The 15,400-nt window shown below is 39.8% G+C and carries 9 protein-coding genes; 1 reads left to right on the top strand and 8 read right to left on the bottom strand.

Annotated elements, in window-relative coordinates; translation table 11 throughout:
• Window positions 1-237 precede the first annotated feature (237 nt).
• The 8 genes from ACFSYC_RS03690 to ACFSYC_RS03655 all read right to left on the bottom strand — a co-directional run bounded on the left by ACFSYC_RS03690 (window position 238) and on the right by ACFSYC_RS03655 (window position 13,022).
• On the bottom strand, window positions 238-1,356 hold the full coding sequence (locus ACFSYC_RS03690; protein ID WP_377123654.1) for a beta-propeller domain-containing protein: 1,119 nt from the start codon (window positions 1,354-1,356) through the stop codon (window positions 238-240).
• 326 nt (window positions 1,357-1,682) lie between these two features.
• Window positions 1,683-3,371, bottom strand: a complete 1,689-nt coding sequence (locus ACFSYC_RS03685; RefSeq protein ID WP_377123652.1) for a GMC oxidoreductase — start codon at window positions 3,369-3,371, stop codon at window positions 1,683-1,685.
• The gene (locus tag ACFSYC_RS03680) at window positions 3,371-3,907 is read right to left on the bottom strand and encodes a gluconate 2-dehydrogenase subunit 3 family protein (protein WP_377123650.1); all 537 of its coding nucleotides are present in this window, start codon (window positions 3,905-3,907) and stop codon (window positions 3,371-3,373) included. The genes ACFSYC_RS03685 and ACFSYC_RS03680 overlap by 1 nt, the downstream gene beginning before the upstream one ends.
• A gap of 58 nt (window positions 3,908-3,965) precedes the next feature.
• Window positions 3,966-4,679 (bottom strand): 3-keto-disaccharide hydrolase, encoded by a 714-nt coding sequence (locus ACFSYC_RS03675; protein WP_377123648.1) that lies wholly within the window; start codon window positions 4,677-4,679, stop codon window positions 3,966-3,968.
• Window positions 4,680-4,695: 16 nt separating this feature from the next.
• The gene (locus ACFSYC_RS03670; RefSeq protein ID WP_377123646.1) at window positions 4,696-6,051 is read right to left on the bottom strand and encodes a Gfo/Idh/MocA family protein; all 1,356 of its coding nucleotides are present in this window, start codon (window positions 6,049-6,051) and stop codon (window positions 4,696-4,698) included.
• Window positions 6,052-6,144: 93 nt separating this feature from the next.
• A complete protein-coding gene (locus ACFSYC_RS03665) occupies window positions 6,145-7,713 on the bottom strand; it encodes a RagB/SusD family nutrient uptake outer membrane protein (RefSeq protein ID WP_377123644.1) in 1,569 nt (522 codons plus the stop codon).
• A gap of 10 nt (window positions 7,714-7,723) precedes the next feature.
• A complete protein-coding gene (locus tag ACFSYC_RS03660) occupies window positions 7,724-10,987 on the bottom strand; it encodes a SusC/RagA family TonB-linked outer membrane protein (RefSeq protein WP_377123642.1) in 3,264 nt (1,087 codons plus the stop codon).
• Window positions 10,988-11,420: 433 nt separating this feature from the next.
• Entirely contained in the window at window positions 11,421-13,022 is a 1,602-nt protein-coding gene (locus ACFSYC_RS03655) for a DUF6377 domain-containing protein (RefSeq protein ID WP_377123640.1), read from the bottom strand.
• Window positions 13,023-13,372: 350 nt separating this feature from the next.
• On the opposite strand from ACFSYC_RS03655, the gene ACFSYC_RS03650 reads away from it, so the two are divergent.
• Window positions 13,373-14,578, top strand: coding sequence for a hypothetical protein (locus ACFSYC_RS03650; protein WP_377123638.1), 1,206 nt, complete (start codon window positions 13,373-13,375; stop codon window positions 14,576-14,578).
• The last annotated feature ends 822 nt before the right edge of the window (window positions 14,579-15,400 follow it).

The following is a 15,400-nucleotide window of genomic DNA, read 5'->3' as shown; positions in this document are numbered from 1 at the left end:
CGCAATCCTATCCCGGCCAATATTTCGGAAAGCACCGCAGAGCCTCCCGGCGATGGTACTATACATGTATTTTCCGAAACGCTTACCTAGGCGATTCCGTAGGATTCAGAAAAACGATTTGTCTAATCACCTTACAAAATGGTAGTTAATAATCAAGGAATTGACAGGGCTAAAGTGTTTCGGAAGCAATTGTTCGCCGTTTCGGAATGAAGTGATCAATGGTTTCGGAATATCCACCTAATGTTCTGATTGTCCAGGCATTTCGGGAATACCTGGGTCGTCTAACACCTGCAAACCTGTACAACCGCTAACGGTTTTCCAGTCGCGCAATACCCAAACCACCTGTTTATCTTTTGTTACTTCGATTAATTGCGGGCCTTTACCTCCTCTACCTTGCGAAGCAAAAATGGTATTTCCATTGGCTAAGCGAGTACAGGTCTGCGGCGCAGCAACAAATTGATATTCAGCAGGCAAGTCTTTTTTGCAGTCGAACTCCCACACAATTTCGTTTTTACTATTGACTTCACGCGTTGTCCATTCCACTTCATCAGTCATTAGGGTGTTGCCATTTTTTAACCTGAGAGCTGCCCAAGGCGTAGTGGTTTTGTAGCGCCATATTTCTTTAAAATTTTTATCTAATTCTACATACATCCCCAAATTTTGTAAAGAAAGTAGGTAAGTGCCTTGAGCCGTTACCCTGGCCCGCCTAAACTGTGGATGTATGTCTTTTGGATTTGCGGGTTGGATATAAGGAAGCTCATGTTCAACCTCTACTTTCCCAGTTTTAGTATTTACGATCATTAGTTTGGGAGGAAGGCCGTTTACTACAAACATAACCTTGTCTAGACCTATAGGTTGGCAGGTATGAACTTCTGTGTGCTTGGCACCGTTTGAATTATTACAATCGTATCTCCACAACACTTTTTTATCGGGAGAAATTAATTCAACGTATTGCATTTTACTGAATAGGATATTACCGTTAGACAACATCCAAACATCGTCAAATTCCCCTCCTTTGCCAGTACTGTAAGTCCATATTACATTCCCATCTTTTACAAGAAACATTCTAGCGCAATTTTCCCCTGCGTATAACATGGTGTGTTGTGCTAAACCTTTGCCCGGTAGATTGGGCGGTGTCTCATCAGTAGACGAAACCAATGGCGCAAATTCTTCTTCCGGAGCCAAGGCAGGAACGTTGGCAGCTGTAAAAAGATGGAGAACATCCATGCATGGCGTAGCTGAGGTAGAAGCTGTTTTAGAAATTCGCTTCATTTTACCTATTTTTTGGGCAAAAAGAGATTTCGAAGAAACCATCACACATAAGCCAAATAGAAGACTAATTTTTAAAATATTCATGATCTTTAATTATTTGAACGGTAATTTTACTGTTTTTTTATAAAATAATGCGTTTAGACCGTCCAATTTTTTGATAGGTTATTAACGGATGTTCCATTAATTCTACATGCAATTATCGGAGAGTTCTTTAGCATGCTTTTACTGTTTAATATATAGTTAATTTTATACAAATTTGATTTAAACCTTAACTTAACCTGACCCTTAGGCAATTATAAAAGCCTATCTACTAACTATTTTTTAAAAAAAAAAATTTAACGGTATAATCTGAAATTTGCATCTATTGCAAATAATAGTAGAAATTTCTATTGTGCAGAGTTCAGAGTCATTTATATATTTCCCTTTTTTAATTCGCTCACAGCATGGTCAACCGCTCGGGCAGTTAGTGCCATATAAGTAATTGAAGGGTTTTGGCTCGAAGTCGATGTCATGCACGCCCCGTCAGTAACAAATACATTTTTGCAATGGTGCAGCTGGTTAAAACTATTAAGCAATGATGTTTGCGGATCGTGGCCCATACGTACGCCACCCATTTCGTGATTTTCATTGCCGGGTTTGCGTTCGGTATCAATTTGTTTAATGTTGGTGTAGCCCGCTTTGGTAAACATTTCGGTAAATTCAGTAAAAAAATCTTTCAATATTTTCTCGTCGTTGTCATCAAACTCAATCGAAACGCGCAATTGCGGCAAGCCATATTTATCTTTTTTAACCGGATCTAAACTTATGTGGCTCACTTCCTTGGGTATGGTTTCGGCCATCATTTTGGCGTAGATAGACCAATTGCCAGGCGCTGTATTCAACAAGTTGCTTTTCAGCTCCTCGCCGTTTTCCTCGCCCACGGGGTAAGCTGGACGAGATGAACCTATCTCTACATTATAACCCCGTAAAAAGTCGGTTTCCTGCTTGTGTACGTTCCTGAACCGCGGCATATAGCTGGTTGTTGGCCTGCGGCCATCCGTGGTCGATTCTTTTAAACCATCATACTCAGCCGAAACAATACCACGATAGCTATGAAAAGCAATAAACTTACCCATCAGCCCACTATCATTACCCAACCCGTTAGGAAAACGTTTTGATTTGGAGTTGAGCAAGATTAAGTTGGTAGCCAATGCTGAAGCGTTCACAAAAATTATTTTGGCGCTATATTCCTTTATGGTTTTGGTATGCTTATCAATTACCCTTACGCCTGTGGCTTTCCCAAGTGCTTTATCATAAATTACCGATTCAACAATCGAATCGGTGAGCAGGGTAAGCTTCCCGGTTTTTTTTGCCCAGGGTATGGTAGAGGAATTACTTGAAAAATATCCCCCAAACGGACAGCCGCGTGAACAAAGATCTCGTCGCTGGCATTGTGCACGGCCCTGATCCAAATGTATTTGGTTGGGTGTCGAAATATTGGCAGAGCGGGCAATAATTACATGCCTGCCATTATAATTTTTTTCAACCGATTCTTTGAAGTGCTTTTCGATACAGGTCATATCAAAAGGTGGCAAAAATTCGCCATCTGGCAATATATCTAGCCCATCCTTATTGCCTGATACGCCTATAAATTTCTCTACATGGCTGTACCAGGGCGCAATATCATTATAGCGTATAGGCCAATCTATAGCGAAACCGTCCCGATTAGGGCCCTCAAAATCAAAATCGCTCCAACGCTGGGTATGCCTGCCCCATAATAACGACCGGCCGCCTACCTGGTTGCCGCGTATCCAGTCAAAAGGCTTATCTTGTATGTATTCCTGCTCGGCGTCCTTTTTAATAAAATGGATTGTACTTTCGTCCATCAAAAAATGCTTGCGCATGGATTTGTATTGGTTTGCAACCACAAGCGGCAATTTACCCCGGTGTTCAAATTCCCAGGGCATCATATTGGTGGTTGGGTAATCTATAGGATGCTGTACGTCGCGGCCGCTTTCTATCATTAGGGTTTTGAGGCCTTTTTCGGTAAGCTCCTTGGCGGCCCAGCCGCCCGACATGCCCGAGCCAACTACTATTGCATCATATACTATATCGATCATTAGACGGCTTTATTTACGGGTACACAACCATGAAAACGGCCCGGTACTAACTCGTACGGGCGCAGTTTTGTTAATACATATTTTGAATTGCTGTAGCCTTTAATGGTGAGCTTCCGTGTTTCGGTTAAAAACAATTTCAGGTCGGCATTAACCGTGGCATCCTTAGCAATAGTTTTTAGCAATTGCAATTTTTTATTTGTCGCTAACGCGATGAAGTTATCGCCGGCACTATCCTTTGCAAAATCATTAAACTGCTTTAAGCCTGCTACAATGCCGGCTTGCTTCGTTGCATCATAACAATCATCAAACATTTTTAAAACAAAATGGTGCAGGTTAAGCTCCTTTGCGCCTGGTGTATTTGTTTTGGGAATGATGGTTTCGGTAATATCGGCCAATAGCAGCTCTTGCTTACTTGTTATCGAAATATTTTTGAGAGGTACAGATACCGCCCCTTCATCGTTCACACAAGCCGGCAATAATAATATACCCCCACCGGCAAGCATTAGCTGCTTTATCCAAATCCTTCTGTTCATCATTTATAATCTATAAAACGCGAGGCAATACATTCAATTTACTGCCTTGCTATATGTTAAGCTAAAGTGGCCTCACTTTTAAGTTTTTGTAGGTAACAGGGCCATGATGATCCTGTAATTGAAAACGGCCTTTTTCTACCGTTCCAAATAATGGTTGGACCTTGCTGAATTTGCTTTTGGCTACGCCAGCTCGATATTCTTCACTGCCACGTGTATACTCCAACACTTTTAATCCATTAATAAAATGTTGTACATTATTGCCTTTTACCAAGATACGTATACTATTCCATTCACCCGGTTGATTAATCTTTTTATTAGCTTCGATGGGTGGCAAAACATCGTAAAGGGAACCTAATAAATGATTAGGCAGTTTATTGTCTTCGCCAAGAACATCATCTATAATCTGGAACTCGCAACCAAGGTTGCCACCTTGTTCATATTTTTGAAAAAGGTACTTGATGCCTGTGTTAGTTCCAGATTCAATGTTAAAGTCAGCAGTAAATTCAAAGTCTTTATATTCGTCGGAAGTATAAATGTCCCCTCCTTTGGCACCCTTTTTTAAAACCAAAGCGCCATTTTCGATTTCCCAGGCACCGGGTTGAACAATTACCGCGGAGCCGTCGCCCTTTGTCCAGCCTGATGTAGTAGTGCCGTCGAATAATAATTTCCAATGATCACGGATTTCTTTTTTTGTTAATGTGTTATCCTTTTTTACCTGACTATAAGCAAAAGCGAAAGTGGTAAGAATTAGAAACGTTAATATTGTTCTTTTCATATTTTAATTATTAAAGTTATACCTTTGGAACCCAGCCTGGAGCATAGGTTCGTGTCCATAATTTTAAAGCTTCAGCATCATTTAGGATATGACCATTTTTTGGATCCAGATGCAGATCACGGCCTAATCTCCAGGAAATATTTCCTAATTGCATTGCTAAAACGCTTTTATGCCCCAGTTCAACATCGCAATTGGGCGTTTTATTATCCCTTATACAATCCAGAAAATTAGCTACGTGCAAGCTGTCTAATCCTAAACTTGGGCTGGCGGTATTGCGACCGTCCAACCCGGCATCTGCGGCAGCGCCTTCTTTTTTTATCTGTTTTACAACTTTGCCATTTAAATCGTATAAGGTGTATTCCTCGCCGTCTGTATCAAGGCTTCCATTATCTCCATAAAAAATGACACCTCGGTCTGAACCCTCAATTTTACGACCGTTCGAACTCCTGTTCTCCCACACTAGCGATACGCGGCCCGGATAATCCATGGTAATGATTTGCGTATCTGGTGTTTGCCAATCGTCTTTAAACTGGTAGCGTCCGCCAACAGAGGTTACGCGAGTAGGCAGGTCAACACCAAGCCCCCAACGAGCTAAGTCAACCTCATGTGTTCCGTTATTTAATGCCTCACCGGTTCCATAATCCCAAGTCCAATGCCAATTGTAATGGATTAGTCCATCAAGATACGGTTTGCGTGGTGCAGGGCCCTGCCAAAGGTCGTAATTTAACCATGATGGCACTTTTCCCGGTGTAAAATTATTGGATTTACGTGTATTTGTATACCACGTTTTAGCTAAATAAACCCGACCAATTATGCCGCCGTGTAATTCATTTACACATTGGATAGCCAGCGGAGAAGACCGCCGTTGCGCACCCATTTGGACAATGCGTTTGTATTTACGAGCTGCGTGAACAGCCAGTTCTCCCTCGTGCGGGTTATGGCTTACTGGTTTTTCTACATAAACATGTTTGCCTGCCTGGCATCCCATAATAGTCATCGGTGCGTGCCAATGATCCGGGGTGGCTATATATATCGCATCGACCGTTTTATCCTCCATGACTTTGCGAACATCCCCTTCCCCTCTGGGAGCTTCTGAAAGTTTACTGGCATCCTGAACTTTTTTTTGGGTTTTAGGGATAGTGCGCGAATCAACGTCACAGACAACATTTACCAGGCAGTTAGCTTGTTTGGCAAACGTTGTACACATACTGCCTCCCCGACCATTTAGGCCTATTATGGCTACATTAATGCGCTCATTCGCTCCTATAATCCGGTTATAACTCTTAGCCGTAAAGCCAAAAGTTTTCGTTCCTATTGCTATGCCGCCGGCAGCTATTGCCGCTTTTTTTATAAATTCTCTGCGTTTTTCCATTATATATTTTTTTGTATTTAATACTATTTGATATAGCTGATTGTAATTCTGCAGGACTTAAAAATAGCACGTTTTAAATCCTGCAGTTATTATTTAAAATTGCGTATAACCACGATTTTGGATAATTTTTCCTGGGTTTGCCTGCATTACGGTAGTTGGGATAGGATAGGCTAACATGTTATCGTTCCAAGTAAACGGAGTATAACCATCCGCAGCCTGTTCCGCAACCATTACATCCTTCGCACGGCCCGTTCTTACCAAATCGAACCAGCGGTGATTTTCAAAAGCCAGTTCCAGCCGGCGTTCTTTTTCAATCGCTAACAATATGGCATCATCATTAGCAAAATCACCAACTGTGTAATCTTTAAGAAGATTCGCAGAAGGAGTGATTGATGGGTCACCCTTGGTATTTCTTGCTCGTTGACGAATTTTATTTATGTATATAATGGCCTTCCCATGGTCGCCACCTGTACGCACTAATGCTTCAGCTGCTAAAAGGTATATATCGGCCAGTCGCAACTCAATCCAATTGTTACTGTTGTCGCTTCCTGTTAGTGCTACATCGTAATATTTTCTTACATACCTTTCATTTTGAATAGTTCCGTTTTTGGCATTTATCCAGCTATCCCTCATTGAAACATATTTACGGGGATCGCCAGTCTCGTAAGCTTTAGACATATCGGTTGTTGGCGCATTAGTTCCTCCTTTATCACCCACTAAGACTACTTCCTTATCTGAAAATCGTGGCGCAAAGTCATTATTCCAAGGGCTCCCGGCAGACCCGTTCGCGCTACCTTTCTGATATTGAACTTCAAAGAGCGATTCGGCACTATTTTTCTTGGTTACATCAAACAAATCAGCATAGCTTGCTACCAATGTTGCACCCGATGTATTGATCACATCTTCGGCTTTTTGAAGGCCAAGCGTGTAATATTCACTCCCTTTATTTAAAGGGTAACCAGCCATAGTCATATATACTTTGCTGAGCAAGCCTTTGGCGCCCCATTTGGTGGCGCGACCTAAATCGTTGCCAGCGTAATTGGCAGGCAGATTTTCCTCTGCATACTTAAGATCAGCCACAATTAAATCATAAGTTCCTTGTAAGGTTGATCGTGTCAATTGATACGCCTCGGCTGAAGTGATCTCCTTTTCCACATTGATAACACCTAAAAGATTGTTACTGGTAGAATAACCACCAAAAACACGATTTAACCAAAAGTAAGTCAGTGCTCGTATAAATTTGGCTTCAGCAATATATTGCTTTTTAAGTTTTTCGTCTTTAAAAGTTACACCATCGATGCGTGCTATGACAATATTGCTCCTGAGAATTATATTGTATGAGTTGTTCCAGCAGCTTGTAGGAAAGCCGTTCTCGGGCAAAAGCGGCGCTGAAAATATGTCAATCCCATTATCATCAGCCGGACTGCCCGAAAGCCATGAATAAGTTGTATTGTCCGAACGGATTTCCCCCAGTTTAACCAAGGTGTTGTTGTATATACTTCTTAAACCTGCATAGGCAGATAGAACTGCCTGGTTCATGTCGCTCTCTGTTTTATAAAATCCTGAAGAATTTAGGTTAGATGGCGGGTTTAATTCTATGAAGTTTTTCTTACACGAAAATAGCAGCATTATGCTAAACGCGACAAATGTTAATTTTTTCATCTCTATTCAATTAAAAAGTGATATTTAGACCTAAAATCAATGTTCGGGCTGTTGGATAACCTAAATAGTCACCACCACGACTAAGCCCGTCTCCCTCGCTGCTCGTTTCCGGATCATAACCTATATATTTTGTCCAGGTGATCAAATTCTGACCAGTCATGTAAACTCTCAATCCATTGACTCTAAGATGCTTTGTTAAGTCTTTCGTGAAGTCGTATGCAAGTGTCACATTGCGAAGACGCAAATACGAAACGTCTGTAACCCAATTTGATGACGGGTCACGTTGCAAACCGATTGGGTTCCGTGTAGCCCTAAAATGCATGCCATCTCCCGGTTGATCCACTGATCTCCAACGATCGACTTGTTCCAGCAAACCATTCCGGTCGCCGTGATAGATTCCTACCAAACGGTTCAAGAAACTAAATGCTTTTGCACCATAGGAAAAACCAAATTGAGTAGACAAACTGAAATTTTTGTAAGAAAAATTATTGCTAAAACCGCCTGTGAATTTGGGCTGGTTATTACCAATATAGGTTTTATCGGTTTGATCAAGTTTACCATCGCCGTTAACATCGCGGTAGCGTCCATCACCAATTTTATCACTAAGTAAGTGAGGGTATTTATCCAATTCTGCCTGGCTGGTAAAAACGCCCTCAAACACATAACCATAAAAACTTGCAATAGGCTGGCCAGGCAAGGTAATGAAGGTATTATTTGCACTTGCAGCCCCACCAAATATAGGTTGGCCACCCGGCCCCACTTCAAGAACTTTGTTTCTGTTAAAAGATATATTAAAATTACTTGACCATTTGAAATTGCCTTCCAGATTACGCGTTGTTAGCAAAAATTCAAATCCTCTATTTTGTACTTTTCCTATATTCTGAATTTGGGTAGTGTAACCTGTTATTGTTGGCACAGGAACATTCAGCAAAAGATCAATTGATTTACTGTTATAGTAATCAGCCTCAAGCCTAATCCTATCGTCAAAAAGGCCTACATCAATACCGAAATTGCTTTGTAATACTTTTTCCCAACCCAAGTCATCATTAGGTACTGTGGATGGGTTTACAGTATTTTGTAAAACACCCCCGGTAGGATAAAATGACGTATTTAATAACCCGATGGCTGAATAATTACCGATTCGATTGTTACCCGCAATACCGTAACTGGCTCTTAATTTCAAATCATTAACTGTGTGAGATAGCCCTTGCATGAAGTTTTCCTGGCTAACACGCCATGCGCCGGATACAGATGGAAATACGCCCCACTTTTTATTCTGTCCAAAACGCGATGATCCGTCAGTACGTACCGTCCCTGTTAATAAATAACGATTATCAAATGTATAGTTAAGCCGCCCAAAGTACGAGATCATCGAATATTGAGATTCCGTACTGCTAAGCTGATACATGGTACCAACGTTTAGTGTATGGATATTATCATTAGGAAACCCTCTTGCTTCTCCATACATGTAATCATTGCTGTTTTTTTGCGCTGAGAAACCGCCCAACAAAACTAAGTCATGCTTTTCTGCTAATTTTTTATTATAGGAAAGGGTTTGCTCTACTACCCAATCGTAGTTGGTATTTCGCTCATTTACCCCCCTTGCTGGCCTTGGTGCGCGCGAGGCATCCAAATCCACTGTTGAAGGTTCGAAGATTTTCAGGTTATTATCCTGAATACCGCCATTAACATTGATACGATATTTCAGGCCTGCTATTATGTCAAGCTCTCCATATACTGTGCCTAACCATCCATACTTTTTTCGATAAGTGGTTATTTGTTCGGCTACGCCAATGGGGTTAGCTACATCACCGCCAAAAACCTCGGGATTCCTTACCATGGAACCGTAAGTTCCATCAGCATTACGCACATCAAAGATCGGTGGTAGCTGCAATGCGAATTGGAGAGGTGAATACCTACCGTTAACTTGCTCATTTCCATTAGAACTGTACGCATTTAAATTAAAACCAATTTTCAATCGGCTATTTACTTGTGTTTCAATATTATTCCTGAAATTGAACCGTTTATAGTCTGTATTGATGATAATACCATCCTCATTCACAAAACTTCCTGAAAAAGCATATTTTGTTTTATCCGTCCCCCCTGTAACAGATAACTCATATTGTTCCATTTTTGCCAATCGAAACAATTGCTCCTGCCAATTATTGTCAGGCATTTGCGAAACCGATGCCGGGTCTAAAAAATTGTATTTGTAGCCATTTGTGCCGTCAGGGATAACGTAAAGAGAACTAGCGCTTGGATATAAATTTCTTCTACTATTTGCGTCATTGATCGAGTGTGGCATTTTGTTGGGGTCAGCGTTGATCACTGCCTGATCAAGCCAAGCCTGGTTACGGCCATCGATGAACCATTGCACATACTGATCTCTGTTTAAAACCGGAATAATTTTAGTTTTATTTTGGTAACCTCTAAACACATTGATATTGACAACGGATTGTCCGACCTTGCCTTTTTTGGTTGTAATGATAACTACGCCATTCGCTCCCCTTGAACCATAAATTGCGGTGGATGACGCGTCTTTCAACACCTGCAAACTTTCAATATCCGCAGGATTGATCAATTGAAAAGCACCACTTTCCATTGGATATCCGTCCACCACATACAATGGTGAATTAGATTGAGTGATAGAGCCGGTACCACGAATTCTCACAGCCAGTCCTTCCCCCCCTGGTGCACCATTAATTTGCTGAACCTGCACACCAGCCAACTGGCCCGCCATAGCCTGGCCGAAATTTACAATTGCCCTTCCTTTTAGATTTTCTGCAGATATGCTAGCTACAGAGCCGGTAAGATCAGATTTTTTCCTGCTACCATAACCAACAACCACAACTTCATTTAATGCGTTTTCTTTTTCTGATAACACAACGTTAAGTACTGTTTTGTCTGATGCTTTTATTTCCTGGGTATCAAAACCCACATACGAAAAAACCAATACAGCGTCAGGGCCACTGACTTTGATCTGATACTCACCACTTGGGTTCGTTATGACTGCATTGTTACTCCCTTTTTCCGCAACAGTAACACCAGGGATGCCTTGTCCCTTGCTATCGGAGACTTTTCCAGACACTGTTGCTGCCATCGCCTGGGTAGACCTAAAATTGATTTCCCTTGCGTTTATATTTGGCAAATCCAAAGCGTTCACGCACAATGGTGCAGATGCCATTACGGCGATAATAAAATAATTTAAATGCAGATATTTTCGCCGCTTTTCAGTTGCTCGTCTGCATTCATTTTTAGTAAATATTGTATACATTTGATTTAGGATTAAATGGTATAATTGACATTTTGCGATTGAATTCTAATCCATGTTAGCGCCCATCTGCTAATTATGCCGGGAGTGATCTCAACATTCCCGGAATTGGATTTTAGGTGTATCTTTCTCTTTGACGGCCTCCTTCCTGTTATCGGTCAATAGTTTGCGTTAAACTTGAGAGTAAATAATTGGTAATAGCAAAGCACATCGTGTATGCAATTACAAAAATGCCGATAGATTAGTTCAAAACCTTCAACGTAGCATTAGGAGAAATTAAAATCAAAAAAAACTAATAGTAATTAGTTGATTTACAATACGGTACGAGTTTAATTATCAAAAAGTATATATCAAAGTTGCTAAAGAACGGTATTTAAAGCCGGGCTTTTGAGCTTAAACCTTCTGAAATATCGTTGTATTCTCGAAGGTGGTTATCTTACATGCCGCCAAATTTAATATCCATAATCACCCTATAGAAGTCATTACCGTCCACTAAAGATTTTGATTTTATGCGGTTTTTGTAGGTGTAAATTGTACTTATTGAAGTTTCTAAAATGTCTGCTATGGTTTGACTATCATTTATACCTAATCGCATAAGTGCAAATACGCGTAAATTAGTATTTAATATCTCGTGATCTTTTGGCCAGATCTGATCTTCAGTATTCAATAGCGCATTGAAACTCTTTACGAAGTTTGGAAATAGTTTTACAAATATGTTGTCGAATGTATAAAACAAATCGTCACGTTCCTTTTTTATGTTTATCTCCCCGGCTAATTTCAGTAGTTCGTCATAATCTTGTACTTTCAATTTACGCTCTGTATTTCGTTTAATTTTCTCAAGTTTTAGAATATATCCCGATATGATCTTAAAGAAATAGCCGATGTATTTCTCTTTAATCTGCGCGTCCTCAAAGAGCCTTTTATTAATTGAATCCAAATGCTGGTATTTTTCCTGCACTAATGCTTCCCGTATTCTAACTTTCTTTAATTGGTAATAGACAAGTAATGAAATTCCTGTTAAGCCCATTAATGCTAGAATGACAAGGCCGATCATTATTTTAAGTGCCTGATTTTTGTTATTTGCTAAATTCAATAAAATCTTCGCGGTTACCTGATCCAAAAGAATCGACGCTTCTTCCTCATGTAATCTACTACCGAAAAGCTTAGCCTGCTCTATTGCAGTTTTTAAAAATAACTGTGCATCATCAAGGCGACCTTCATTATATAGGATTTTTCCGAGCGTAAAAGTGGCGAGCGTTTGTTTAGTCGAGGATCTCATATCATAAATCGCAGCTGAAATGATCAGCTTTCTTTTTTCTTTATCCCCAACGAGGTAACTTAAGTCAAATGCCGCCATCGCACGACGCTGATAATTCACATTTGAATCGGTGATGACTTGTCGAAGTAGTTCAATTGCTTTAGACTTTTTCCCGCTAATAAGTTGAAACTGCGCCGCAGATTTGTAATACATATATGTTCCTGTTGGATATAAATGCGCTGCTGAGTCTAGTGCTTTAACGGATTCCCGTTGATTCGCTTCGGAATAAAACTTATCAGTATTATAGGTAGCTAGATTTTGATACGCCCTGTACTTCAAGGAATAATAGTCGGCACGGATATCAGTAGGAAGCTTGTGTTTGGCTAGATCAGCGATACAATCGAAGGTTTCTTTGTACATACCCCATGATAATTGGATTAAACCCAGCTTAATTTTGGTCTCATAAAGCTTTCTTTCGTCTCTTAATTCGTTACTTACTGTTAGCAGCCTACTGATATAGATATGCGCAGAATCAAAATTATAGTTCTTGTATTCTTCGTATAGGCAATCAAGAAGAGTGTATCGCGTGACTTTATCGCCCTCAGTTGATTTTGCTAACTTATTCTTATACATTAGAATTCTCTGATCCTTTTGCTGATCATAGACCTTTATTTTGAAAATCTCTTTTTTCAGTGTTTGTAAAAGATTGTCATCGGTATTCTGGCATTTAGTGTTATGACATAACAATACGCCTATCATTAGAAACAAAAAAAATCTCATAATCTTTTTGCAGTTGGTTTACATAGTTCACACTAATTTACGAAATCCCGGTACAATTTTATTTTGAGCTCATTTATTTGCGATTTTATTACTATCAAAGAGGCTAAATATCTCTCTCATTTCTTGATTATGCAAAACATAACAAATTAATAATAAGAATGTTAACTACTTATAAATTTTGATTTTAAGGGTTTCGTGCTGCACATCATGATACTCTGAGCGTACATTCTTTAAATTTGTTTTTCCAGCCCAGTAGAATTGGAAATTAGCGCGGTAGGATCCGTTATTAAATGTCTCCTGTGGATTTTATAACCATTTTATTTAATATAATTATAATAAAAAAATCGTCTATGACAAACCTGAAAATCTATCCATTTATTACGTTGGTGTTGCTATCGGCCTCTTGTGCTGTTAAAAAGCCGGATGCAACTCATCAACAAGCCAACGGAATTCAAGAGCGCAGCCATTTAAAAAGCACTTTAGTTTGGGACAGCAAATCGGCTACTGGTGGCGAGGGCTGGACTGGTAAAGGTGAAACAAATTCATCCATCAAGCTTGATGAACCTGACGCTGACGGAAAAAGAATTATTCACTATCATAACAAAACTAAAAATTATCTTTATTCTTTCTTTGGCTGGAAATGGGCCGGTCCGCAGTCAAAATCGGTTAATCTTAGTGAATACGATGCAGTGTCCTTCGATATTAAAGTAACCGGACCTCAAAAGCCAAAACAGATGTTCTTTACGGTAACCGAACTTAATCCTGCCCCCATACCATTAAGCAGGTATGATTCCTCATTTGCTGATGGGGCATGGCATCGAATTAGTATTCCCGTTAAGGATATGGTTTGGAGGGGGAGTTCTTCAATGACTGACCGTACCTCAGTAACTGGTTTCGATTTTATGACCTTTGTTTGGGATCCGGCCGATTATGATATCCAATTGGATCATTTTACATTCGATAAGGGAACGATTATGCCAAACCCATGGCTGTCTCAATATATTCCACTTTTAAAACCACAGCTGATTCCCGGGCGTGTTGAATGCGCTTATTACAATGCCGGTGGGGAGGGAGTAGGCTATCACGATACTGATCCTGTAAATATCTTAAGTGGAATTCTTAACCAAGGTAAAGATCATCAGAGACCCGATGCAAGTAGTTATTTTTGGGATTTTCGAAAAGACGAAGGTGTAGATATTTCATATACCAAAGACTTCGCCGATTTTGCTCACTCCAACTTATTTAATCCACCAGTTAACCAATTATACATTGGAGGTGCCTCGAATGGTGAATGGGTAAAATATAATGTTAACGTGCAAAAAGCCGGAACCTATAAAATAATTGCACTTTACGGAAATGGGGTCGGCACCCTGAAATTTTCTGTCAACAATGAGCCCAAAGCCGAAGGTAAATTCCCAGTTAGTACGGGCAGCGCACATGGATGGGCAAGAGGAGAAATTGGTACGATTACTTTTACAGAAACTGGCGATCAGGTAATCACCATGTATTATGATACAGGAAATAATTTGGCTTATTTGGAGTTCATTAAGAATTGATCATGATGTTCATCTATATATTCCGGAGCCATTAATCGTACTGTTTTGAGGTTAAGGTCAATTAGTTCCAGTACACTTTGACCATTTTAATGCGTTGACTGTTGATTTTGAATTCAATTGTCAATAACATGATAAAAATCAAGGAAAATGTTGAACTAATGTCGGACTAAAAAAAATAGACTTTCAGAGTTAAACCTAAAAGACTGATAATCAAGTGGGTAATATCGGAGTCGAACAATGGCCTCTTACACGCTATGAAAACCTCGATTTTTCTGGTCGATTCAAGACACTTAAAGGTAAAATGATTTAAAATGTTTATTTGAAAAATCCAGAACAGAAGGTAATTGAAATCAACCTATTAGATGTGTGAATAAACCATTTCTATTGCGCAAATTTGTAGGATTCTCCTTCAATTTTCAAATAAATTGAATTATATTTGTATCGATTACTGCTAAAGAATATGTGAGTAAAACAGTGAGTAGTTCTAAAAAGTCTCTATCAACGTATTGATTTATAGTAATTTGCGGAAAGGATTTATCGTCCTGCCATCCCGACAACAAGCGATACCAAGTAGTATCAAAACCCTCTAAATTGTATGATTTAGAGGGTTTTTTTATGGATAATGCAAAATTATAGTTCAAAGTAATCCATATTAATACAAACTTCTACATGCCCTATTTCGCACCCTCTTTTTAATCTGTAAAATTGTTCTAAGCAAATACATGCTGGATATACCGCTGATATTGACCACCCAATTCCGGCGGAATGTGACCAGTGATTCCGCGTCAAATTGACCACCCCATTCCGGGGCAAACTGACCAG

Source organism: Mucilaginibacter antarcticus (genome assembly GCF_042686155.1).
GTDB lineage: Bacteria > Bacteroidota > Bacteroidia > Sphingobacteriales > Sphingobacteriaceae > Mucilaginibacter > Mucilaginibacter antarcticus.
The sequence above is the reverse complement of the archived record's forward strand: the minus strand, read 5'-3'. Positions and strand labels throughout refer to the sequence as shown.

Coding starts and splice junctions, on each gene's coding strand:
- ACFSYC_RS03690 (WP_377123654.1), bottom strand. CDS start 1,356: ATGAATATTTTAAAAATTAGTCTTCTATTTGGCTTATGTGTGATGGTT.
- ACFSYC_RS03685 (WP_377123652.1), bottom strand. CDS start 3,371: ATGATCGATATAGTATATGATGCAATAGTAGTTGGCTCGGGCATGTCG.
- ACFSYC_RS03680 (WP_377123650.1), bottom strand. CDS start 3,907: ATGATGAACAGAAGGATTTGGATAAAGCAGCTAATGCTTGCCGGTGGG.
- ACFSYC_RS03675 (WP_377123648.1), bottom strand. CDS start 4,679: ATGAAAAGAACAATATTAACGTTTCTAATTCTTACCACTTTCGCTTTT.
- ACFSYC_RS03670 (WP_377123646.1), bottom strand. CDS start 6,051: ATGGAAAAACGCAGAGAATTTATAAAAAAAGCGGCAATAGCTGCCGGC.
- ACFSYC_RS03665 (WP_377123644.1), bottom strand. CDS start 7,713: ATGAAAAAATTAACATTTGTCGCGTTTAGCATAATGCTGCTATTTTCG.
- ACFSYC_RS03660 (WP_377123642.1), bottom strand. CDS start 10,987: ATGTATACAATATTTACTAAAAATGAATGCAGACGAGCAACTGAAAAG.
- ACFSYC_RS03655 (WP_377123640.1), bottom strand. CDS start 13,022: ATGAGATTTTTTTTGTTTCTAATGATAGGCGTATTGTTATGTCATAAC.
- ACFSYC_RS03650 (WP_377123638.1), top strand. CDS start 13,373: ATGACAAACCTGAAAATCTATCCATTTATTACGTTGGTGTTGCTATCG.